The organism is Stenotrophomonas sp. YJH_SMC_33, assembly GCF_059372295.1.
In genome coordinates, this window is sequence record NZ_JCAFVJ010000003.1 from 265,417 (window position 1) to 289,256 (window position 23,840).

Consider the following 23,840-nt stretch of genomic DNA (forward strand, 5'->3'; position numbering starts at 1 on the left):
GGTTTTTCATTTCAGTCGGGCCGGTGATCAGCCGCCGCGCGGGCCGCTGCGGCGCGGGCCGCCCGGTCCGCGGTTGCCACCGGGGCCGCCCGGACCACGGTTCCCACCCGGGCCGCCAGGGCCGCGATTGCCGCCCGGGCCACGGTTGCCGCCGCCCGGACCACGACCGCCCGGACGCGCACCGTGCGCCGGCTTCGGGCTGCCGTAGGGGTTGAAGCCCGGCGTGGCGTGGTCGGACGGGAAGCTTGGGGCATTGCCCGGATGGCCGTACGGGTGCCTGTTGCCCTGGCCCTGCGAGCGGTTGCCGGCACCGGCCGGACGACCCTGGCCGCCTGCGCCGCCACGGCCTTCGCCGCCGAAACCGCCACGGCCCTGCCCGCCACCGGCGCCTGCACCCGGACCCTTCGGCTTGCCATACGGACGACCCTGGCCGCCTGCACCCGGACCACGGGCACCGGGGCCGCGCGCGCCCGGACCGGCGTTGCGATGGCCGCTCGGGCCGGTGCTTACGCCATCCGGCACGTACCAGGTGCGGAATGCCGCCGGATTGCCTTCCGGCAGCGAGCGATCATTCTTCGGGGCGCGCTGCTTGAACGGCTTCTGCGACTGCTTGGCTGCCGCTTCACCGCTGACCGTCAGGCCGCCCTTGAAGCCGCCACCCTTGCCGCCGCGACCACGGCCGCGGTCTTCGCGGACGTTGTCGAAACGGCGCAGCTCGCGACCTTCGTCAGCGGTGTTGTGGCCATTGACGTAGGCATTGCCGCGGCCACCTTCGCGCACGCGCACGGTGGTCTTGGCGGCGCGGCGCTGGCCGATCACCGGCTGCAGCGTCAGCGCCGACGGTGCGCCTTCTTCCAGCTTCAGCTGCGCACGCAGCGCTTCCACCTGGGCGGTACCCAGTTCCACCGAATGGCCACGGGCCAGTTCGCGCGGCAGGCTAACCTTGCCGTAGCGGGTGCGCTTCAGGCGGCTGACCTGGCAACCCTGCGATTCCCACAGGCGGCGCACTTCGCGGTTGCGGCCTTCCTTCACCACGACGCGGAACCAGTCGTGCGAATCGGTGCCGCCGATGCGTTCGATCTCATCGAACTTGGCCGGACCGTCCTCCAGCGCGACGCCACGGCTGAGGCGGTCGACGATGGCGTCGGAGACCTTTTCCTCGCCTTCCGGCGCACGCACGCGCACCACGTACTCGCGCTCGACCTCGAACGACGGGTGCATCATGGCGTTGGCCAGTTCACCGTCGGTGGTGGCCAGCAGCAGGCCGGTGGTGTTGATGTCCAGGCGGCCGATGGCGATCCAGCGCGCGCCCTTCAGCGGCGGCAGCGATTCGAACACGGTCGGGCGGCCTTCGGGATCTTCGCGGGTGGTCACTTCGCCTTCAGGCTTGTTGTAGACCAGCACGCGCGACGGTTCGGACAGGGCGGTGGCGACGAAGCCGCGACCGTCCAGTTCGATCCTGTCGCCGCTCTTGACCGACATGCCGGTCTGCGCGACTTCACCGTTGACCTTGACCAGGCCCTCGGCAATGCGCTGTTCCAGCGCACGGCGCGAGCCGAGGCCGGCCTGGGCCAGCACCTTGTGCAGGCGCTCTTCCAGCTTGAACTGTTCGGAGGTGGCTTCGCGCTTCAGCGAGAGCTTGTTTCGGGGGGTGTCACTCATCAGTTTTGCTCCGGCCGACGGTTTCGAGGTCGGCCTCTGGTTCGGAATCGGCTTGGTCAACAGCCACGGTCGTCATCGCGACGGCGTTGTCTTCGCGTTCGTTCAGGGGCACCGCGCGCTCGCCCGGCGCGGAATCGGGGTGCCCATCATCGAGGGGCGAAGGTGCTTGCTCATCGGTGGCCGACGCAGGCGCTGCATCGGCGGAATCGGGGGTGTCACTGCCGGCCAGGCCGGCGTCGTCGTTGGCGGCAGCGCCGTCGGCCGAGACGTCCGGGCCGTCGGCGCCGGCAACGGCCGGAGCATCGCGGTCCAGCGCCAGCTGCGGTTCCAGCTCGCCCAGGTCCTTCAGTTCCGACAGCGGCGGCAGTTCGTCCAGCCGCTTCAGCCCGAAGTAGTCCAGGAAGCCCTTGGTGGTGCCGAACAGTGCCGGCTTGCCGGGCACGTCGCGGTGGCCGACCACGCGGATCCATTCGCGTTCTTCCAGTGCCTGGATGATGTTGCTGCTGACCGCCACGCCGCGCACCTGTTCGATCTCGCCGCGGGTGATCGGCTGCCGGTAGGCGATCAGCGCCAGGGTTTCCAGGGTGGCACGGGTGTAGCGGGTCTTGCGTTCGGTCCACAGCCGGCTGATCCAGCCATGCACTTCGCTGGTGACCTGGTAGCGGAAGCCCGAAGCGACCTCGACCAGTTCCACGCCGCGTCCTTCGCAGGCCTCGCGCAGCCGTTCCAGCGCACGTTCGATGCTGCCCGGCGGTGCGGGCTCATCTTCCGGGAACAGGTCCTTCAGCTGGGCCAGGGTGAGCGGCTGGCTGGAGGCCAGCAGGGCACCCTCGACAATGCGGTCGATCAGCGATTGGTCCATCGGCACTCAGCGCTCACTCATTGGCATTGGCGGCGTCGTTGTCGTCAAACTCGCTGCTGAACTGCAGCGGGGCGTTGGTGTTGCCGGCCGCCAGCGACTTGACGTAGATCGGCGCCAGCGGTTCTTCCTGGACGATGTCCAGCAGCTGTTCCTTGGCCAGCTCCAGCACCGCCAGGAACGTGACCAGCACGCCCAGCTTGCCTTCTTCGGCCGTGAACAGCCCTTCGAAGCGATAGAACCTGCCGTCTTCCAGGCGGCCGAGTACCTCGCCCATGCGTTGCCGCACGCTCAGTGCCTCGCGCTTGATGGCGTGGCCGCTGAACAGCTCGGCGCGCTTGAGCACGTCGTGCAAAGCCAGCAGCATTTCCTTCAGGTCCACCGGCGGCGGCAGCTTCACCGTGGCGCGTTCGGGCATGAAGGCATGCGCCACCGTGGTGTCGCGGTCCTGACGGGGCAGGGCGTCGATGTCCTCGGCGGCCTGCTTGAAACGTTCGTACTCCTGCAGCCGGCGCACCAGCTCGGCGCGCGGGTCGGCCTCATCGCCTTCCTCGCTGACCGGGCGCGGCAGCAGCATCCGCGACTTCACCTCGGCCAGGATCGCGGCCATCACCAGGTACTCGGCCGCCAGCTCGAATCGCAGCTCGCGCATCACGGTGATGTATTCCACGTACTGCCGGGTGATCTCGGCGACGGGGATGTCCAGTACATCGAGGTTCTGGCGGCGGATCAGGTACAACAGCAGGTCCAGCGGGCCTTCGAAGGCATCCAGGATGACTTCCAGCGCGTCCGGCGGGATGTACAGGTCCTGCGGGATCTGCAGGACCGGTTGCCCATGCACCACGGCCAGCGGCATTTCCTGCTGCTGGGGGGCGGGCGGCCGGGTTGGCGGGTTCGCGTCAAGCGCGAGTTCGGAAGTCATCTAATGGACATCAGGATTGCAACGGACCAGTCGCGGCACCGGGTTCGCCGGGCCAACGCCACGGCGCCCCAAGGCACCAGACACGCCGGGATCGGCGCGATTCCACACATATCAAACAGCAGGACGCGCCGCAGGAGACGGCAGCGACAGAACTACGGGGAGGTCGTCTACGTGGCCCGGCCGGATGGTCCGGTTTGAAGCAGCGGGACGGTCGTCGGGGGCTGCGTTGGCCGCAAAACCGACGGGCTGCTGCATCCACCACGTGCAATGGAGTCTAGGGTAAGCCTTTGTCGCGCCAGTGTCCAGCCGGGCCGGGGCAGGGAGCGCATTGGCTAGAATCTGCGCACCCGACAACGCAAGCGAGGAAATGCCGGTGTGGTATGTGATCGAAGGGTATGACGGCCAGGATGTGCTGGCGCAGCGGCTGCAGGCGCGGCCGGAACACCTGGCGCGCCTGCATGCGCTGCGCGACGAGGGGCGCCTGCTGCTGGCCGGGCCGTGCCCGGTGGTGGACAGCGAAGACCCGGGCCCGGCCGGCTTCAGTGGTTCGGTGGTGATTGCACAGTTCGAGTCGCTGCCGCAGGCCCAGGCCTGGGCCGATGCCGACCCGTACGTCGCCGCCGGCGTATACACCCATGTGCAGGTGCGGCCGTTCCGCAAGGTGCTGCCGTGAACGCGGAACGGATCGAGCGGATCCGTGATGCGCTGCAGCAGGCGCTGGCGCCGAGCGTGCTGGAGATCGAGGACGACAGCCATCGTCACGCCGGCCATGCCGGTGCGCGCGACGGGCGCGGCCATTTCAACGTGCATGTGGTCAGTGAGCGCTTCGCAGGGCTGGCTCCATTGGCCCGGCATCGCGCGGTGTATGCCGCGCTGGGATCGATGATGGACACCGATATCCACGCGCTGTCCATCCGCGCACAGACCCCGTCAGAACAGGGCTGAGTCCTTGTCCCGCACTGTCCTGGCCGGTCCCTGCGGGCCTCGCCACGGACAGATTTTCATGTCCATTTCGGGACATTCGCCTAACGGACTGTTTACAAGCCTGGATGGAAACGCTTACATTCCGCGCCAATGCTGGTAGGTCCAAGCCGTGGAGGGCGGCTTCGTGAACAAGGCAGCTATCACAATCAAAGACGTCGCACGCGAAGCCCGGGTCTCCGTGGCCACGGTTTCCCGCGCGCTAAACGGGCATGAAAATGTCGCCGAACCGGTCCGCCAGCTTGTGCTGGAGGTGGCCGCACGGCTGCGTTACACCCCGCACGCCGCCGCCCGCAGCCTGAGCAGCCGCCGCACCAATACGGTGGGCGTGGTGCTGCCTGACCTGTACGGCGAATTCTTCTCCGAGCTGATGCGCGGCATTGACGGGGTGGCCCGCAACCGCCGCCAGCACCTGCTGGTGTCCAGCTACCACGGTGACCAGGAACAGCAGGGCGCCGCCCTGCGTGCCATGCGCGGCCGCGTCGACGGCCTGCTGGTGCTTTCGCCCTATGCCGAGAGTCCGGGCTTCCTGACCGACAACCTGCCGCAGTCGTTGCCGACGGTGTTGATCAACACCTATCTGCCCGGGCAGGACCACCCGGTGCTGAGCATCGACGACCACGCCGGCGCGATGGCGATGACCCGCCACCTGCTGGATGCCGGCCACCGCCGCATTGCCTTCATTTCTGGTCCGGACCTCAACTTCGACGCGCGCGAGCGCCTGCGCGGCTTCCGTGACGCGCTGGCGGCTTTTGGCGGTGGCGCCGAAGGCATCGAGCTGCCCGGTGATTTCGACGAAGCTTCCGGCCATCGTGCCGGTCAGGAGTTGCTGGCAGCCGGAGCGCTGCCCGATGCCGTATTCGCCGCCAACGACATGATGGCCCTGGGCTGCCTGTATGCGTTCACGCAGGCAGGGGTCCGTGTGCCGGCCGATGTGGCCCTGGCGGGTTTCGATGATATTCCACTGGCGCGTTTCGTCCACCCGTCGCTGACCACCATGCAGGTCAGCATCGCCGAGCTCGGCGACCGGGCCATGACGCGTCTGATGCAGTTGATGGACGGCACCTCCACGGATGGGGCAGGGGACAAGCAGACCCTGGTTCCCCGCTTGATTGTTCGCGATTCCACCACTCCGCCATCCGGCCGTTGAAGCCAGAGGCGTTCCTTCTTTTTTGATTGATCGCAGGGACCGCGCAAGCGGTTACCGCCACCCGGAGATTGAGTTGATGATGCATACCACCTTCCGCATGCCGGCGCGCCGGCTGCTGAGCACCGCACTGGTCAGCTGCCTGATGCTGGCTGCCGCCCCCAACGTCATGGCGCAGTCGGCCAACGCCAGCCTGCGCGGCCAGGTTGCCGGCGCCCAGGCAGGCACCGAAGTGACCGCCACCAACGTGGCCACCGGTACCGTCCGCCGTGGCACCATCCGCGCCGACGGCAGCTACTCGCTGATGGGCCTGGATCCGGGCACCTACAACGTGGTCGCCAACGGCCAGACCCAGAAGGTCACCGTCACCGTGGCCTCGACCGCGACGCTGAACTTTGCCGGTGCCGCCAGCAGCACCCAGGGTTCGACCGCGGCCACCAACCTGGACACCGTCAACGTTGTTGCGCCGACCCTGCTGCAGGAAGTGCGCACCTCTGAAGTCGGCAAGACCGTCAGCCTGCAGCAGATCCAGACCACCCCGCAGGTGTCGCGCAACTTCCTGGAGTTCGCCGACGCGGTGCCGGGCCTGATCTTCACCCGCGACGCCAAGGGCAACACCTCGCTGCGCGGCGGCGCCACCAATGCCGATGGCACCAACGTGTACATCGACGGCGTGGGCCAGAAGAGCTACGTCAAGGGCGGCGGCGTGGCCGGCCAGTCCGGCAGCGCCGGCAACCCGTTCCCGCAGCTGGCCATCGGCGAATACAAGGTCATCAGCGGCAACTACAAGGCCGAGTATGGCCAGGTGTCGAGCGCCGCGGTGACGGCTGCAACCAAGTCCGGCACCAATGAGTTCAAGGGTGAGGCGTTCTACCGCTACACCGATGAAGACATGCGTGCCAAGACCCCGGCCGAGCGCCAGGGTGGCAAGGAGAAGATGGTCTCGGCCGAGAAGGAATACGGCTTCGCCCTGGGCGGCCCGATCATCCAGGACAAGGCGCATTTCTTCGTGACCTACGAAGCCAAGCGCTTCGACCTGCCGGTCACCATCGCGCCGGATGGCGCGGTCACCGGCGCTGCCGGCCTGCTGCCGCCGGCCGGCGCCGCCGGCCTTGGCCCGGCCAGCCAGCCGTTCCAGCAGGACCTGATCTTCGGCAAGATCGACTTCGAGCCGACCGACAACGATCGCATCGAGCTGACCTTCCAGGACCGCGACGAAACCCAGTCGCAGTTCAGTGGCCAGACCTCGCCGGAAGCCGGCCGTGAAGTGGTCAACACCGACCGTCGTTATGCCCTGCGCTGGAACCACAGTGGTGAGCGCTATTACAACGAGTTGATGGTCACCCACGAGGATTCGTTCAACAACCCGACTCCGCTGACGCTGGCCAACGGCATCACCTACACCGCACCGGACGGCCCCGAAGACCGCACCATCGTGAAGATCGGTGGCGCCTCGGCACTGGATTCGCAGGTGAAGGGCCAGAAGGGCTGGTCGATCGAAGACAACCTGACCCTGGATGGCATCCAGTGGGCCGGTGACCACACCATCAAGATGGGCGTGAAGTACAAGGCGATCGATCTGTACGCATCCGATGCGGCACAGATCAACCCGACCTTCACCTACTCGCTGGGCGATCCGGACTTCCCCGATTCGATTCCGTACAAGGCGCAGTTCGTCAAGCCGGTGACCGGCGTGTCCGGCGTGTCCGGCGAAGTGCGTTCGAAGTCCAAGCAGTACGGCGTGTTCATCCAGGACGACTGGCAGGTCAACGACCACCTGCAGCTGAACATCGGCCTGCGCTGGGACTACGAAAAGACCCCGTCCTACCTGGACTTCGTGACCCCGCAGCAGGTGGTCGACGCCATCTATTCGCAGGATCCGCGCGCCCCCGCCGGCCAGACCTATGCCGATTCGCTGGCACTGGGCGGCCTGGACATCAGCGACTACATCAGCAACGGCCACAACCGCAAGGCGTTCAAGGATGCCTGGCAGCCGCGCCTGGGCTTCTCGTATGACATCAATGCCGACGAGCAGCACGTGATCCACGGTGGTGCCGGCCGTTCCTACGACCGTGACCTGTTCGACAACCTGCAGTTGGAAACCACCAAGCTGGCCCTGCCGCAGCCGACCATCTACTTCCGCAACCCGGCCACCAACACCTGCATCAACGGCCAGGCCGCCTGCTATGACTGGAATCCGAACCTGCTCAACGGCATCGGCAACCTGCAGGCACTGGTCGGCGCGACCAGCAATGCCGGGCTGGAGGTTGACCTGCTGAACAACAAGCTGAAGGCGCCGTACTCCGATCAGTTCAGTCTGGGCATGAGCAACCAGATCGGCGACTGGCTGACCGATGCCACCATCGCTCGTACCCTGAGCTACGACGGCTTCGCCTTCACCCTGGGCAACCGCTACCCGACCGGCCAGTTCTTCGATGATCCGCGCCTGTGCGGCGGCACCTCCGCAGGCCTGAGCCAGGCCTGGAGCTGCAACGTGCCGGGCTTCGGCAGCCTGATCATCGGCCAGCAGGGCATCAAGACCCGCGCCACCCAGGTCCTGTTGTCGGCACAGAAGCCGTTCACCAAGGAAAGCGGCTGGGGCACCTCGATCGCCTATACCTGGACCACTGCGCGCCATAACCGCGACATCAACGAGAAGTATGCGTTCGATCGCGGCCTGATCGGTGACTACCCGACCATCCGCTCCAACGGCGCGCCGCGCCACCGCCTGGTGGTGACCGGTTCCTACGCGGGCTTCTGGGGCATCACCTTCGGTGGCAAGATCACCCTGGCCACCCCGACCGCCGTCAACGACTGGTACCCGGTGATGCAGGCCAGCGGCTACACCCTGCCGACCCCGCAGGCGGCCGTGCCCAACGCCACCGGCAAGTTCCTGGTGGGTGGCAAGATCTTCGGCTACCGTTCGGTCGACCTGCAGGCGACGAAGACGTTCAAGCTGGCGGGCAACACCGAGCTGTACGCCCGCCTGGACATCATCAACGTGTTCAACTTCGACAACTTCTCCACCTACAACTACGTCAAGACCAACGGCAAGCTGCAGGCCAGCTACAACGAGACCGGCGACATCATCGGTACTCCGCGCCAGGTCAAGGCCGAAGTGGGCTTCCGCTTCTAAGCCCGGGCGGTGATGCATGACCCGATGCCGCCGGCTCGCTGGCGGCATCGGTCAAACCGGCAATGGCCGGCCCTGTGCCGGTCCATTGCCCACGCCGCTGCCGGCCAGGGGGCAGCGGCGTGGGCAATGATCGCGGTGTCAAGCCACGTTTTTCGTGGTTTTTTAAGAGCGCACCTTGTAAACGATTTCAGATCATTGGACGTTATGCTTTCCCATCGATCAGACCACCGGAGGAACCGCGCCATGCAGGCACGCCATCTGTTGTCCGCCGCAGCGCTGAGCCTGGCCGTGGCCGCCTGCCAGCCGGCCCAGCAGGAATCTGCCAAGCCCCGCCCGCCGGTGATCCTGATCGAGGCCGACGCACCGCCGCGGCCGATGAAACCGGAGCTGCCGCCGCTGTTCGATGATATCGAGCGCCGCACCTTCCAGTTCTTCTGGGACACCACCAACGAAGTGAACGGCCTGACCCCGGACCGCTACCCGTCACGGCCGTTCGCCAGCATCGCCTCGGTCGGTTTCGCGTTGACTGCCTATCCGATCGGCATAGAAAACGGCTGGGTCAGCCGCAACCAGGCCATCGACCGCACGCTGACCACGCTGAAGTTCTTCCGCGATGTGCCGATGGGCCCGCAGCGCACCGGCAAGGCCGGCTACAAGGGCTTCTACTACCACTTCCTGGACATGCAGGAAGGCCGTCGCTACGACAGCTGGGTCGAACTGTCCTCGGTGGATACCGCACTGCTGATGATGGGCGTGCTGTTCGCGCAGTCGTACTACGACGGCGATGATCCGCGCGAGAAGGAGATCCGCCAGATCGCCGACACCTTGTACAAGAAGGTGGACTGGCCGTGGCTGCAGCAGCGCGCGCCGCTGATCTCGATGGGCTGGTTCCCCGAGAGCGGCTTCATCGACCACGACTGGATGGGCTACAACGAGGCGATGATGGTCTACATCCTTGCCCTGGGGTCGCCCACGCACCCGGTCAGCCCGGATGCGTGGACGGTGTGGACGCGCACCTACGACAACGACTGGGGTGTTTACCAGGGCCAGGAATACCTGTCCTTCGGCCCGCTGTTCGGCCACCAGTACAGCCACGTCTGGATCGACTTCCGCGATATCCAGGACGCATACATGCGCGAGCGCGGCAGCACTTATTTCCTCAACAGCCGCTCGGCTGCGCTGGCCCAGCGCGAATACGCCATCGCCAACCCGATGCAGTGGAAGGAGTATGGCGAGAATGTGTGGGGCCTGACCGCCAGCGATGGCCCGCAGAACACCACGCAGGAGTACCGCGGCGAGCAGCGCCAGTTCCGCCATTACTCCTCGCGCGGCGCTGGGCTGCGCGAGAATTTCGATGACGGCACCATCGCCCCGACTGCTGCGATCGCCTCGGTGGTGTTTGCGCCGGAGCAGGTGATCCCGGCCACGCTGGAAATGCACAAGCGCTACGGCGACTACATCTATTCCAGCTACGGCTTCCTGGATTCATTCAACCCCAGCTTCAACTACGACATCCCTATCAAGACCGGCCGCCTGGTGCCGGATCGCGGCTGGGTCGCCAGCGATTACATCGCCATCGACCAAGGACCGATCCTGACCATGATCGCCAACTACCGCAACGATTTCGTGTGGGAGGTGATGAAGAAGAACCCCTACATCCGCAAGGGACTGGAGCGGGCAGGGTTCAGCGGTGGCTGGCTGGCGCCGGAAGGCGCGTTCCAGCCGCTGGAGCTGCAGAAGGACGAAAAGGCCGCGGCGGCACGCGCGGTGGGTATCGCCGAATCACGCGCGGCTGCCGCGCAGGAACAGAAAAACAATGCCAACCGCAACACAGGGCAGGGGAAGTAACCCGGTGCCGAACTGGATCGACCGCCTGCGCCGCTGGGCGCTGCCCGCCCTGGCCGCTTTGGCCGTGGCCGGCTGCGCCCGCACCGAGCCTGGAACCACCACCGTGCGCTTCTGGGCGATGGGTCGCGAAGCCGAGGTGGTCAGCGAGCTGATCCACGAGTTCGAGGCCGAGAACCCCGGCATCAAGGTGGATGTGCAGAACATCCCGTGGACGGCAGCGCACGAGAAACTGCTGACCGCGTTCGCTGCCGATGGCCTGCCGGATGTCTGCCAGCTCGGAAACACCTGGGTGCCCGAGTTCGCCGAGCTCGATGCGCTGACACCGCTGCAGCCGTTCGTCGATCACTCGGCGGTCGTTGATGAAAAGGACTACTTCCAGGGCATCTGGGATACCAACGTGATCCACGGCGAGCTGGTGGGCGTGCCGTGGTACGTCGATACACGCCTGATCTACTACCGCAAGGACCTGCTGGCCAAGGCCGGCTACGACCACCCGCCGCGTACCTGGGCCGAGTGGGACGAGCAGATGGCGGCGATCAAGCGCATGCAGGGTCCGAACCGCTATGCGGTGCTGATGCCGATCAATGAGTTCGAGCAGCAGTTGTCCTTGGCACTGCAGCAACCCGATCCGCTGCTGCGCGACGATGACACCCGCGGCAATTTCGCCAGCCCGGGGTTCCGCCGCACACTGGCCTTCTACGCCAACATGTTCGAGCAGGGCTGGGCGCCGAAGATGTCCGAGACGCAGATCTCCAACGTCTGGGACGAGTTCTTCCGCGGCTTCAACGTGTTCTACATCTCCGGCCCCTGGAACATCCGCGAGTTCAAGAAGCTGCAGCCAAAGGAACTGGAAGGGCAGTGGGGCACCGCGGCGCTACCGGGTCCGGACGGCCCCGGCGCCGGCATCGCCGGTGGCACCAGCCTGGTGATCTTCCGCAAGTCGCAGCAGAAGGAAGCGTCGTGGAAGCTGATCGAGTTCCTGTCGCGGCCGCAGATCCAGGCGCGTTTCCATTCGATCATCGGCGATCTGCCGCCGCGCCGCAGTACCTGGAACGCACCGTCGCTGGCCAACGATCCGCTGGCAGCGGCATTCCGTGACCAGCTGGAGCGGGTCAAGCCGACGCCGAAGGTGCTCGAATGGGAGCGCATCGTGCAGGAAATGCGCATCGTCACCGAGAAGGTGGTGCGCGGTGGCCTGCCGCAGGACAAGGCCGTGGAAGAACTGGACCAGCGCGTGGACAAGGTGCTGGCCAAGCGCCGCTGGATGCATGAACAACAACGCCTGCAGCAGCGCGCACCGTCGTCGCAGTCCAGCAGTGCCGTAGCCGCCGGGAGCGCGCAATGAAACGTACTTCGCTTGCCGGCTGGATCTTCGCCGGGCCCTCGTTGATCGTGCTGGGCGTGTTCTTCGGCCTGCCGGTGGCTTCGGCGCTGGCGCTGAGCGTGACCGACTTCGACCTGTATGCCCTGGCTGACAGCAGCAACCTGCGGTTTGTCGGCCTCGGCAACTACATCGACCTGCTGCAGACACCGATGTTCTGGAAGTCGCTGTGGAACACCACCTACTTCGTGCTGATCGGGGTGCCATTGTCGATCGGCGTGTCGCTGGGCGCGGCGATGCTGCTCAACGCGCCGGCCGCGCGCTTCAAGGCGCTGTTCCGCACCGCGCTGTTCGCGCCGGTGGTGACCACGCTGGTGGCGGTGGCGGTGATCTGGCGTTACCTGTTCCACACCAGCTACGGCCTGGTGAACTACAGCCTGGGCCACCTGGGCATCAGCCCGATCGACTGGCTGGGCGATCCCAACTGGGCGATGCCGACCATCATGCTGTTCGCGGTGTGGAAGAACTTCGGCTACAACATGGTGATCTTCCTGGCCGGCCTGCAGGCGATCCCGCATGACCTTTACGAGGCTGCGCGCATCGACGGCGCCTCGCGCTGGAAGCAGTTCCTGCACATCACCCTGCCGATGCTCGGCCCGGTGCTGCTGGTGGTCGGCGTGATTACCGTGTCCGGCTACTTCCAGCTGTTCGCCGAGCCGTATGTCATGACCCGCGGCGACCCACTGCAGAGCACCGTCAGCGTGCTGTATTTCATGTTCGAGGAAGGCTTCAAGTGGTGGAACCTGGGACGCGCCTCCGCCGTGGCGTTCCTGCTGTTCCTGATCATCCTGGCGGTGACCACCGTGATGCTGCGTTTCGGCCGCAAGAGGCAGTTGGTATGAGTCGTGAAATCGGCCAGTCGCGCTGGTACCCGTGGTTGATCAATGGTGCATTGTTGGTGCTGGCCCTGGTCAGCCTGGCACCGCTGTTGTGGATGCTCTCGGTCTCGTTCATGCCGCAGGGCGAGGCCAGCCATTTCCCGCCGCCGCTGCTGCCTTCGAGCATCACCACGCACAACTACCATGAGCTGTTCGCGCGCACTGGCATGGGCGGCAACTTCGCCAACAGCCTGCTCGTCTCGCTGGCGATCACCTTTGGCTCGCTGTTGCTCAACACCATGGCCGGCTATGCGTTCGCCAAGCTCAACTTCGTCGGCCGCGAGCGCCTGTTCCAGGTGCTGATGGCGGCGCTGGTGATTCCAGCGCAGGTGGCGATGCTGCCGCTGTTCCTGCTGATGAAGCAGCTGGGCCTGGTCAACAGCTTCGGCGGCGTGATCGTGCCGGCGCTGGCCAGCGTGTTCGGCATCTTCCTGGTGCGCCAGTACGCGCGTTCGATTCCGGACGAATTGCTGGAAGCGGCCCGTATCGACGGGGCAGGGGAGCTGCGCATCTTCTTCCAGATCGTGCTGCCGATGCTCAAGCCGGTGCTGGTGACCCTGGCGATCTTCACCTTCATGGGCGCATGGAACGATTTCATGTGGCCGCTGATCGTGTTGACCGATCAGGAGCACTACACTTTGCCGGTGGCGCTGGCCACCCTCTCGCGCGAGCACATCATGGACGTGGAAATGATGATGGCCGGCGCGGTGGTCACCGTGGTCCCGGTGCTGGCGCTGTTCCTGGTGCTGCAGCGGTACTACATCCAAGGTCTGTTGCTGGGGAGCGTCAAGGGATGAAGCGAGCGATCGCCGTTGGACTGGGCCTGCTGTGGACCTCCCTGGCGATCGCCGCGCCACCGGCGCTGCCGGCACCGAAGGTGCTGGACGACTTCGACGACGTCGCGGCCTGGAAGCTGGTGCTGTCCGACCAGGTCAGCGGTTCGCTGCGCCCGGTCAGTGGCGCTGGCGGCGGCCGCGCGCTGTGCCTGGACTATGACTTCCACGATGTCTCCGGCTACGTCGGCATCCGCCGCGCGCTGAACATCGAATACCCGGTCAATTACCGTTTCGGCTTCCAGTTGCGCGGTGATTCACCGGGCAACGACCTGCAGTTCAAGTTGATCGATGCCAGCGGTGACAACGTCTGGTGGGTCAATCGTCCCGGCTACAGTTTCCCCAAGGGCTGGACGCCGGTCGAGTACCGCCGCCGCCAGATCGACAAGGCGTGGGGTCCCTCGCCCGAGAAGGAGATGGCGCGCAGCGCCGCCGTCGAGTTCACGATCTACAGCAAGGTCGGCGGCCGCGGCACCGTATGCTTCGACAGGCTGACCCTGCAGGGGCTGCCACCGCAGGATGATTCGGCGCTGGTGCCGTCGGTGATTGCCGATACCGCCACCGCGCTGCAGGACCGCATGATCGACGGCAAGAGCGACACGTTCTGGATCAGCGGTGGCGTCAAGCAGCAGACCATCAGCCTGGACCTGCACAAGAGCCGCGAGATCGGCGGTGTCGTGATCGATTGGCTGCCGAACCTGGAAGCCAATCGCTACACCGTGCGGACGTCCGAGGATGGCCGGGATTGGCGCATCGTGCGCGAAGTGACCAGCGGTGCCGGTGGCCGCGACTGGCTTGCCCTGCCGGATACCGACGCGCGCTACGTGCGTTTCGATCTGCGCGATGGCCCGAACTGGCGCTACGGCATCCGTGACATCGCACTCAAGCCGCTGGCGTTCGCCGCCACGCCCAATGCCTTCCTGTCCTCGGTAGCCGCCGATCTGCCGCGCGGTTCGTTGCCGCGCGCGTATGTGGGCGAACAGCCCTACTGGACCCTGCTCGGCCTCGATGGTGGCCAGGAGCAGGCGCTGATCAGCGAAGATGGCGCGCTGGAGCCGGCCAAGGGCAGCTTCAGCATCGAGCCGTTCATCCGCCTGGACGGCAAGCTGCTGGACTGGTCGAAAGTGGCTATCACTCAGTCGCTGCAGGATCACTACCTGCCGATCGCCACCGTCGACTGGGTGCATGAGAAGGCCGGACTCTCGGTGACCGGTTTCGTGCAGGGCACGCCCGAGCGTGCGCAGCTGATCGGCCGCTACCGGCTGAGCAATCCGGACAAGGTCGCGCACGAATACACCCTGGCACTGGCGATACGGCCGTGGCAGGTCAATCCGCCCACCCAGTTCCTTAATACCGTCGGAGGCTTCAGCCGGATTGATGCCCTGGATGTAGGTGAGCAGCTGGTTCGGGTCAACGGTGAGCCGCGGATCTATCCGCTGCAGGTACCGGACGCGCGCTTTGCCAGTACGTTCGATGGCAAGCTCGATGCGATGCATCTGGAAAGCGGCACGTACCCGGCGACCACGGCGGTGAAGGACAGCACCGGCATGGCGTCGGGTGCGCTGGTGTACACGATCAGGCTGGAGCCCGGGCAGAACCGTGAGGTGGCGGTGGTGCTGCCACAGACCGGTGGCTGGGCGCCGCAGGCGCTGGATGTGGCCAAGGCGCAGGCGCAGGTGGCCGAGCAATGGCGGAAGAAGCTGGGCGTGGTTTCGCTGCAGGTGCCTGCTGCAGGCCAGCCACTGGTCGACACCCTGCGCACGGCGGTGGCGCACATGCTGATCTCGCGTGTCGGACCGCGCCTGCAGCCGGGCACGCGGTCGTATGCGCGCAGCTGGATCCGCGACGGCGCGATGATCTCCGAGGGCCTGCTGCGCATGGGGCGCAGTGATGCGGTGCGCGATTACATCAACTGGTATGCGCCGTACCAGTTCGAAAACGGCAAGGTGCCGTGCTGCGTCGACGCGCGCGGCAGCGACCCGGTGCCGGAGAACGACAGCCATGGCGAGTTGATCTACAGCATCGCCGAGTATGGGCGCTACACCGGCGACAGCACGTTCACCGAGCTGATGTGGCCGCACGTGCAGGGCGCCTACCACTACATGGAGCAGCTGCGCGCCAGCGAGCGCACCGAGGAAAACCGCGCGCGCAACCCGGCGTTCTACGGGATGATGCCGGCCTCGATCAGCCATGAAGGCTATTCGGCCAAGCCGATGCATTCCTACTGGGACAACTTCTGGGCGCTGCGCGGCTACAAGGACGCGGCGCTGCTGGCGACCCAGCTGGGCAAGGTCGAGGCGATGCAGATCGCCGAATCGCGCGACCAGTTCCGTGCTGACCTGCAGGCCTCGCTGCTGTCGGCGATGCAGCAGCACAAGATCGATTACCTGCCGGGCTCGGCCGAGCTGGGCGACTTCGACGCGACCTCCACCACGATCGCGCTTGCCCCCGGCGGCGAGCAGGGCCGGCTGCCGCAGCAGGCGCTGCAGGCGACCTTCGAGCGCTACTGGAACGAGTTCGTTGCCCGTCGCGATGGCAAGCGCGAGTGGAAGGATTACACCCCGTACGAATGGCGCAACGTGGCAGCGTTCGTGCGCCTGGGCTGGCGCGACCGCGCCTGGCAGGCCACCGAGTTCTTCTTCAGGGACCGCGCGCCACAGGCCTGGAACCAGTGGGCCGAAGTGGTCTCGCGCACGCCGCGCAAGCCGTTCTTCGTCGGTGACCTGCCGCACGCCTGGGTGGCTTCGGACTTCGTGCGCTCTGCGCTGGACATGTTCGCTTACAACCGTGATCTGGACGATGCGCTGGTACTGGCCGCCGGCGTGCCGACCGCGTGGCTGCAGGGCGAGGGCATTGCCGTGCAGGGCCTGCGCACGCCGCAGGGGCAGTTGAACTACCGCCTGCAGCGCAGCGACAAGCAGCTGGTGCTGGAGGTGCAACCGGGCCTGGTGCCGCCGGTCGGTGGTGTGGTGCTGCCGTGGCCGTATGCCGGCGACCCGGGCGAGGCGAGCATCAACGGTGAAGCGGCCCAGTGGGTCAACAGAGAACTGCACGTGCACCAGCTGCCGGCGCGGATCGAGATCGACGTGCCGAGCGCAGTGCGCCGCGCCGAGCGCAAGGGACAGTAACGATGAAGCAGCAGCGGGCGAAGGTGCGCACGTCGGTGCGCGCCCTGGGGCTGGCCATTGCAATGGCATTGCCGGGCGTGATGATGGCGGCTGAACCGGCTGGCACGACTGTGGCGCCCGACGTTGCCAGCGCGCCGGGCATGAGCATGGTCACCTTCAACCTGCACCACGACCGCGAAGACTGGCCGAGCCGGCGCCGCACCATCCTGGCCGAGCTCAAGCGCCTGCAGCCGGATGCGGTTGCCCTGCAGGAAGTGATCCAGCGCCGCAACGTGCGAAACCAGGCGCAATGGCTGGCCGGCCAACTCGGCTACAGGTATGTGTTCGTGTCCACCGATCCGGTCGCGGCACCCAAGCGCTACGGCAATGCGCTGCTGACCCGGCGGCCGATCCTCGCTCAGGGCGATCATCTGCTGCAGCCGCTGGACGACTACCGCACCGTGGCCCACCTGCGCATCGACGTCGACGGCACGCCGGTAAACATCTACGCCACGCATCTGAACGAGCGCAGCGACGAGAACGGGCAGCGCATCCGTCGCACCCAGGTCGAAGACCTGCTGCGCTTCATCACTGCAACCTCGGCCGGTGCACCGGTGGTGATCGCTGGCGACTTCAATGCACTGGTGGATGCCGGCGACCTGAGCGAGCTGCGCAGCCACTACGGCGACAGCTACGGCAGCGTGCATGTCAACACCGATCTGTCCGCGGTCAGTACGCTCAACCGTCACTATTACCAGGCGCCGTCGCGGATCGACCACATCTTCTTCCAGCAGGACGAGATGGTCGCACGCGAGGCGAAGATCCTGTTCGACCAGCCCGACGACAGCGGTCGCTGGGCCTCGGACCACTACGGCGTGTGGACCCGCCTGCAGTTCGCGCCGAAACCCTGACGCAGGCACGCTTGGGTAGGTGCCAACCTTGGTGGGCACGGTTCGGCCCGACGCACAAACAAAAACGGCGGGGATCATTGATCCCCGCCGTTTCGTTTTCACGCTATCAAGATCAGTTCGACGGAGGCGTGCGCTTGGCGGCCTCTTCGTCTTCTTCATCGGCCCTGGCTTCTGCAGCCTGCGCTGCGGCGTCGGCATGGCCATCGGCGACCGGATCGACCGATGGCGTCACCACGGCTTCGGCGACCGGGGCAGCGGCCTCGATCGGCGCGGCTTCCACCGCCACCGGCGCGACCGGCTGTTCCACGATCGGCGCAGTCTCGACGACCGGCGTGGCTTCAACGGCCGGGGCGGCCTCCACCACCGGGCCACTCTCACTGGCCACCGGCTTGGTTTCAACCACCGGGGTTGCTTCAACCACCTGCGGCTTCGATTCCACGACCGGCGCGGCCTCGACCGCGACCGGCCTCGTTTCGATCACCGGAGCGGCTTCAGCCACTGCGGTCGTTTCAGCCACAACCGGCTTTGCTTCGATCACCGGCGCGGCAGCGTCCACCACCGGAGTGGCGTCGGCGACCGGCTGAACCGGGGTCGCAGCGTCGATGGCATCGAGCATGCTGGTCTGCACCGGCGAGGACACCGTTTCAGTTTTCGCAGCAGCCTCGGCCGGCGCCTGCGCTTCAGCCGCGACGGGGGCGGCGACTTCGACCACGGCGCTGCTCACCACCGCAACCGGTGCGGAAACCGCAGCGGCGGCAGCGCGGGCCGGCTTCCCGGCTTCGATGGCGATCGGCTCGACTTCGTCATCGAAGTCGAACTCCGGCTGCGAACGGACCGGCTGCACCGCAGCAACCGGAGCGGTTCCGGCGGTGTTGTTGACGCTCGGCTCGGCGCCGTCGGTATCTTCACCGTCATCACCATCGTCCTGGTCATCGCCCAGGGCGTCGCTGCCGACGGCATTCTCGGTGCCACCGCGACGACGGCGACGGCCACCACGACGGCCACGACGACGGCGGGTTGCGCCTTCGCCTGCCTGCTCGCCATTGGTGTCGGTTGCAGCCTCCTCGCCGGCAACCGCAGTCACCTCGGCCGCGCTGCCAGCGTTGGCAGCGGTGTCGGCCGACGCAGCGGCTTCCACCGGAGCGGCGGGTGCCGGAGCAACCGGCGTCACCGGCGCGGTGGCTTCCAGCGCGTTCACCCCGTTGGCGGCGACGGCCGTAGCGGCTACGGCTGCCGCTGCGGTCACGGCTTCGGCAGCTGCTTCGGCGGCATTGCGCTGCGGCTTCTCGGCCGGCTTGTCACCGTCCTGCTGCTGCGGGCGCGGCTGCTTGGGCTGCTTCAGCTTCGGCTGCTGGTTCTGGTTCTGGCCCTGCTGCTCGTTGCGCGGCTTGTTCTGCTGCTGCGGCTGCTGCTGGCCATCCTTGTGCTGCGGCTCCTTCTGCTTGCCCTGCTGCGGCTGCTGCTGCGCATTGCCGTTGTTGCCGTTGCGGCCGTCCTTGCGCTGCTCGCTGCGGTCCTTGCGGTTGCCGCCATCCTTCTGCTGCTGCGCGTTGCCATTGCCACGACTGTCGTCGCGACGGTCCTTGCGGTCCTTGTTGCGATCCTTGTTGCGGTCCTTGCGGCCACCGTCCTGCGACTGACGCGCCGCCGGAGCGGCCGGCGCCGGCGCCGGGGCCGGCTCGCCACCGAACACGCGCTTGAGCCAGCCGATCACGCCGCCGCTGGGGGCCGGGGCCGTCGGTGCGACCGCGACCGGGGCCGGGGCTGCCTTGGCCGGCTCAACTTCCTCGCGAACCGGGGCGGGCGAGGTGTGCTTGACCTGGGTCACCGCCGGCGGCGGGATGTTCAGCTGGCCCTTGGTCAGCGCGTGCACCGGCAGCTTGCGCGGGGTGCCCCGCTGGTAGCTGGGCTTGCTGCTTTCTTCACCCAACTCGTTCTCGCGCAGGCGGGTGACGGTGTAGTGCGGGGTATGCAGCTGCTCGTCGGCCACGATCACGATCGGCGCCTCGTGGCGCTGCTCGATCTCGCGCAGGGCGCTGCGCTTCTCGTTCAGCAGGTAATTGGCGATCTCCACGGGGGCCTGCACCAGCACCTGCCCGGTGTTCTCCTTCATCGCATGCTCTTCGGCGACGCGGATGATCGACAGCGACAGCGACTCGACGCTGCGCATGCGGCCGTGGCCGTCACAGCGCGGGCAGACGATCTGGCTGGACTCGCCCAGGCTCGGGCGCAGGCGCTGGCGGCTCATTTCCAGCAGGCCGAAGCGCGAGATGCGGCCGACCTGGACGCGGGCCCGGTCGTACTTCAGCGCGTTGGCCAAGCGGTTCTCGACCTCGCGCTGGTGCTTGTTGGAGGCCATGTCGATGAAATCGATGACCACCAGGCCACCCAGGTCGCGCAGGCGCAGCTGGCGGGCCACTTCCTCGGCCGCTTCCAGGTTCGTCTGGAACGCGGTGTCCTCGATGTCGCTGCCCTTGGTGGCGCGCGAGGAGTTCACGTCGACCGCGGTCAGTGCTTCGGTCTGGTCGACCACGATCGAGCCGCCCGACGGCAGGCGCACGTTGCGCTCGTATGCACCTTCGATCTGCGACTCGATCTGGAAGCGGTTGAACAGTGGGATGTCGTCCTTGTAGTGCTTGAGCTTGCGCAGGGTCTGCGGCATCACCTGCTGCATGAACTCGCGGGCGTGCTCGTACATCTCCTCGGTGTCCACCAGGATCTCGCCGATGTCGGCGCGCAGGTAGTCACGCAGGGCGCGCACGATCAGGCGCGATTCCTGGTAGATCAGGAACGGAGCGGGCTTGCTCAGCGCGGCTTCGGCAATGGCGCGCCAGACGTTGAGCAGGTAGTCCAGGTCCCACTGCAGTTCTTCCGCATCGCGGCCGACGCCGGCGGTACGGATGATCACGCCCATGTCGTCGGGAATGTTCAGCTTGTCCAGCGCGTCCTTCAGCGCGGCCCGGTCTTCGCCCTCGATGCGGCGGGACACACCACCGGCGCTGGGCGAGTTCGGCATCAGCACCATGTAGCGGCCGGCCAGCGAGATGAACGTGGTCAGGGCGGCGCCCTTGTTGCCACGCTCTTCCTTGTCGACCTGGACGACGATCTCCTGGCCTTCCTTCAGCAGTTCGCGGATGCCGGCCTTGTTGTGGTCGACGCCGGCCTGGAAGTAGTCGCGGGAGATTTCCTTCAACGGCAGGAAGCCATGGCGGCCACCGCCGTATTCGACGAAGGCCGCTTCCAGCGAGGGCTCGATGCGGAAGATCCGGCCCTTGTAGATGTTGGACTTCTTCTGTTCCTTCGACGGCTGCTCGATGTCGATGTCATACAACGACTGGCCATCCACGATGGCAACACGCAGCTCTTCAGCCTGCGTTGCGTTGATCAGCATTCGCTTCATTGTTGCGTTCCTCGCAAGCGGCTACCGCGCGGAACGCCATGGGGTTTCGCCTCTGGACACGGCTCGCCGCCCATTCGCGCAAGCGCGGGGAGGGCGGCTTGGGTTTCCAGCGCTACGACACCACGGCAGGCCGCGGGAGCGCTTCACTCTTATGGGTTTTGGGTGTTGCAGGGCCGCAGGCAGCTGTCAGCCAGGCTGGAGCGCCACGCGGGACATGTTCAGCACGGTTGCGTGTCAGGCATCCGGCGATGGCCGGGAAGGCCGGTGAGCCGCTAACATGGCCGCCCCGCGGGCGGTGGTCGCGCACTGTGCCGGATTCGTCGGAAGCTGGGCTTCTGGCCCTGAGTAACTTCCAACGAAATCAATCCCTTATCTCGCCCCCCGAGTGTAACAGAATAAACAGCCTGATGACCGCCCAAGACCCCACCAAGCCCGCAGGCGACAAGCCTTCCGTGCGCATGATCACCGTTCCCGCCGACCGTGCCGGCCAGCGCCTGGACAACTTCCTGCTCGGCCAGCTGAAGGGGGCCCCGCGCAGCCTGGTCTACAAGCTGGTGCGCAGTGGCCAGGTGCGGGTCAACGGCGGTCGCGCCAAGGCCGAGCGCAAGCTGGAGGCGGGCGATGAGGTGCGTGTACCACCCGTGCGTCTCAGCGAGGAGGGAGACAAGGCCGGTCCACCTGAGGCGTTCATGCGCCGCCTGGAGCAGGCCATCGTGTTCGAGGATGCCCGCCTGCTGGCCCTGAACAAGCCCTCTGGCGTGGCCAGTCATGGCGGCAGCGGCATCAGCTTCGGGGCGATCGAGACCCTGCGCGCGCTGCGCCCGGGGCAGACCCTGGAGCTGGTCCATCGGCTGGATCGCGACACCTCCGGCCTGCTGATCGTGGCCAAGAAGCGCTCGGCGCTGAGTGAACTGCAGGCCCTGCTGCGTGAAGACCATGGCGCTGGCATCCGCAAGCGCTACCTGACCCTGCTGGCCGGGCGCATGCCCGATGGCGTGATGACGGTGGACGCGCCGCTGCACGTGGGCCTGCGCCAGGGCGGCGAGCGCCATGTGCAGGTCAACGCGATCGGCAAGGAATCGATCAGCCACTTCCGGGTGCTGGAGCGCCGCGGCGGCCATTCGTACTGCGAGGTGCGCATCGAGACTGGCCGCACCCATCAGATCCGCGTGCACGCCCAGCATCTGGGCCACCCGGTGGCCGGTGACGACAAGTACGGCGATCCGGCGGTGAACAAGCGGCTTCGTGAGCAGATCGGGCTGAAGCGCCTGTTTCTGCACGCGGCTTCGCTGGAGTTCGCGCTGGATGACGGCAAGAGCCCATACGTGCTGAACGCGCCGCTGGCGGATGAGCTGGTTGAGGCGCTGGACCGCCTGCGCTGACGGCGGTTCGGCGGCGCCGGGTGCTTGGTCGGCGCCGTCGCTTCCCTGCGATGAGTGGGCTCGTCACTTTCTTTGCTCGTGCAAAGAAAGTAACCAAAGAAACACGCCGCCATCCGCGAGCCGGCGCTGCGCGCCGGTACCCTGCGCTCCTCGGTCCGCCGAGGGGCGGCGCGGAACTCGCTGCGCTCAGACACCCGCGCCTCTTCGCCCTCGCCGGACCTGCGGTGCTCGGCTCGCGACAAGGCGGACCTGACAGCCGCAGCGTAGACCCATACCCGCACGCAGCCCTTGTAGAGTCGAGCCACGCTCGACTCACGCGCGCAGCGCGGGCTTCGCTTTTTCATTCTTTCATCGCGCGGCTGGCACGCCTATAGCCTGTCAGAGGCCGGGCGAGGTGGGTTTGCGGTGGTGTAAGCGCCATGGATGGCGCGCCCAAGCCCCCAAGGATGGGTTTACGGCGTCCCCCGCAAACCCACCTCGGCCGGCCCAACCCGGAATGTCGCTCCGCCAGCCGCGAGGGGGCTCAGCCCGTTGGCCGGGAACCCCTCACCACTTGAACAGCACCAGGCTGATCGCCAGGGTGCCCATGCCGGCCACCAGTCCGTAAACCGTCTCGTGGCCCTTGGCATAGCGCTTGGCCGCCGGCAGCAGCTCATCCAGCGCCAGGAACACCATCACGCCGGCGATCAGTCCGAACACCCAGCCAAACGTGGCGTGCGACAACGATCCTGACAGCAGCCAGTAGCCCAGCGCCGCGCCCACCGGTTCGGCCAGGCCGGACAGCAGGCTGGCACTGAACGCATAGAACTTGTTCTGGGTGGCGAAGTACACCGGCACCGCGATCGCGATGCCCTCGGGAATGTTGTGGATGGCGATGGCGAAGGCCAGTGGCATGCCCACCGATGGGCTTTCCAGCGTGGCGAAGAAGGTCGCCAGCCCTTCCGGGAAATTGTGCGCGGTGATCGCGACCGAGGTCAGCAGTGCGACCCGCTTCAGGTACTCGCGGCTGTTCTCGCGGAACGCGGGGTCCTGCTTGTCCAGGCTGTCGTGCGGATTCGGAATGAAGTGATCGATCAGCACGATGACGATCACGCCCAGCAGGAAGGCCAGGGTGCCGTAGGTGAAACCGGTACGCTCTCCATAGGCCAGTGCGAAGGAAGCAATGGACTTGTTGAGGATCTCCGACAGCGACACATAGACCATCGCGCCGCCGGCGAAGGCCAGGCCGAACGCCAGCAGGCGCGGATTGGGGCGGCGCGAGAACAGCACCAGCAGGCTGCCGATGGCGGTGGCGAGGCCGGCCGCAAGAGTGACCGCCAGTGCGATCCAGATGTTTTCGGGAGGAATCTGCAGCATGTACCGACGCGGTCCTGGTCAATAGACAACCGCCCCG

At 66.5% G+C, this 23,840-nt stretch carries 16 protein-coding genes; 11 read left to right on the plus strand and 5 right to left on the minus strand.

Going from position 1 to position 23,840, the window contains the following annotated elements; genetic code table 11:
• Positions 1-27: 27 nt before the first annotated feature.
• Genes AC5P9W_RS07955 through AC5P9W_RS07965 form a run of 3 tightly spaced genes read right to left on the minus strand, consistent with a single transcriptional unit; the run spans position 28 to position 3,443 of the window.
• Complete coding sequence (locus AC5P9W_RS07955; protein WP_021203003.1) at positions 28-1,662, minus strand: pseudouridine synthase; 1,635 nt, start codon at positions 1,660-1,662, stop codon at positions 28-30.
• Positions 1,655-2,524 (minus strand): SMC-Scp complex subunit ScpB, encoded by an 870-nt coding sequence (gene scpB / locus AC5P9W_RS07960; protein WP_019660466.1) that lies wholly within the window; start codon positions 2,522-2,524, stop codon positions 1,655-1,657. The genes AC5P9W_RS07955 and scpB overlap by 8 nt, the downstream gene beginning before the upstream one ends.
• Before the next feature lie 13 nt (positions 2,525-2,537).
• Positions 2,538-3,443 carry a segregation and condensation protein A gene (locus AC5P9W_RS07965; RefSeq protein ID WP_019660465.1) on the minus strand — a complete coding sequence of 302 codons (906 nt, stop codon included), beginning with the start codon at positions 3,441-3,443 and terminating at the stop codon, positions 2,538-2,540.
• A gap of 373 nt (positions 3,444-3,816) precedes the next feature.
• On the opposite strand from AC5P9W_RS07965, the gene AC5P9W_RS07970 reads away from it, so the two are divergent.
• From AC5P9W_RS07970 to AC5P9W_RS08015, 10 genes are all read left to right on the plus strand, one after another.
• Positions 3,817-4,116 (plus strand): YciI family protein, encoded by a 300-nt coding sequence (locus AC5P9W_RS07970; protein ID WP_026347072.1) that lies wholly within the window; start codon positions 3,817-3,819, stop codon positions 4,114-4,116.
• The gene (locus AC5P9W_RS07975; RefSeq protein WP_049414528.1) at positions 4,113-4,388 is read left to right on the plus strand and encodes a BolA family protein; all 276 of its coding nucleotides are present in this window, start codon (positions 4,113-4,115) and stop codon (positions 4,386-4,388) included. Before AC5P9W_RS07970 ends, AC5P9W_RS07975 begins: the two co-directional genes overlap by 4 nt.
• 148 nt (positions 4,389-4,536) lie before the next feature.
• Positions 4,537-5,574, plus strand: a complete 1,038-nt coding sequence (locus tag AC5P9W_RS07980) for a LacI family DNA-binding transcriptional regulator (RefSeq protein WP_049414529.1) — start codon at positions 4,537-4,539, stop codon at positions 5,572-5,574.
• A 76-nt stretch (positions 5,575-5,650) separates the two neighbouring features.
• Complete coding sequence (locus AC5P9W_RS07985) at positions 5,651-8,707, plus strand: TonB-dependent receptor (RefSeq protein WP_111102862.1); 3,057 nt, start codon at positions 5,651-5,653, stop codon at positions 8,705-8,707.
• Between the two features lie 243 nt (positions 8,708-8,950).
• Positions 8,951-10,555 carry a glucoamylase family protein gene (locus AC5P9W_RS07990; protein WP_495219027.1) on the plus strand — a complete coding sequence of 535 codons (1,605 nt, stop codon included), beginning with the start codon at positions 8,951-8,953 and terminating at the stop codon, positions 10,553-10,555.
• Complete coding sequence (locus tag AC5P9W_RS07995; protein WP_194445152.1) at positions 10,524-11,900, plus strand: sugar ABC transporter substrate-binding protein; 1,377 nt, start codon at positions 10,524-10,526, stop codon at positions 11,898-11,900. Before AC5P9W_RS07990 ends, AC5P9W_RS07995 begins: the two co-directional genes overlap by 32 nt.
• Positions 11,897-12,778, plus strand: coding sequence for a carbohydrate ABC transporter permease (locus tag AC5P9W_RS08000; RefSeq protein ID WP_111102864.1), 882 nt, complete (start codon positions 11,897-11,899; stop codon positions 12,776-12,778). The genes AC5P9W_RS07995 and AC5P9W_RS08000 overlap by 4 nt, the downstream gene beginning before the upstream one ends.
• Positions 12,775-13,611, plus strand: coding sequence for a carbohydrate ABC transporter permease (locus AC5P9W_RS08005; RefSeq protein WP_111097843.1), 837 nt, complete (start codon positions 12,775-12,777; stop codon positions 13,609-13,611). The genes AC5P9W_RS08000 and AC5P9W_RS08005 overlap by 4 nt, the downstream gene beginning before the upstream one ends.
• Positions 13,608-16,775 (plus strand): discoidin domain-containing protein, encoded by a 3,168-nt coding sequence (locus AC5P9W_RS08010; RefSeq protein WP_111097842.1) that lies wholly within the window; start codon positions 13,608-13,610, stop codon positions 16,773-16,775. The genes AC5P9W_RS08005 and AC5P9W_RS08010 overlap by 4 nt, the downstream gene beginning before the upstream one ends.
• 2 nt (positions 16,776-16,777) lie before the next feature.
• Positions 16,778-17,665: an endonuclease/exonuclease/phosphatase family protein gene (locus AC5P9W_RS08015; RefSeq protein WP_019660456.1), complete on the plus strand. Its 888-nt coding sequence runs from the start codon at positions 16,778-16,780 to the stop codon at positions 17,663-17,665.
• A gap of 112 nt (positions 17,666-17,777) precedes the next feature.
• Here AC5P9W_RS08015 and AC5P9W_RS08020 read toward each other — a convergent pair whose 3' ends face one another.
• Positions 17,778-21,065 carry an Rne/Rng family ribonuclease gene (locus AC5P9W_RS08020; RefSeq protein ID WP_111097841.1) on the minus strand — a complete coding sequence of 1,096 codons (3,288 nt, stop codon included), beginning with the start codon at positions 21,063-21,065 and terminating at the stop codon, positions 17,778-17,780.
• Between the two features lie 407 nt (positions 21,066-21,472).
• Between AC5P9W_RS08020 and AC5P9W_RS08025 the strand changes: the two genes are divergently transcribed.
• Positions 21,473-22,447, plus strand: coding sequence for an RluA family pseudouridine synthase (locus tag AC5P9W_RS08025; RefSeq protein ID WP_031269982.1), 975 nt, complete (start codon positions 21,473-21,475; stop codon positions 22,445-22,447).
• A gap of 546 nt (positions 22,448-22,993) precedes the next feature.
• Here AC5P9W_RS08025 and zupT read toward each other — a convergent pair.
• On the minus strand, positions 22,994-23,803 hold the full coding sequence (zupT, locus tag AC5P9W_RS08030; protein WP_010486740.1) for a zinc transporter ZupT: 810 nt from the start codon (positions 23,801-23,803) through the stop codon (positions 22,994-22,996).
• Between the last annotated feature and the right edge of the window lie 37 nt (positions 23,804-23,840).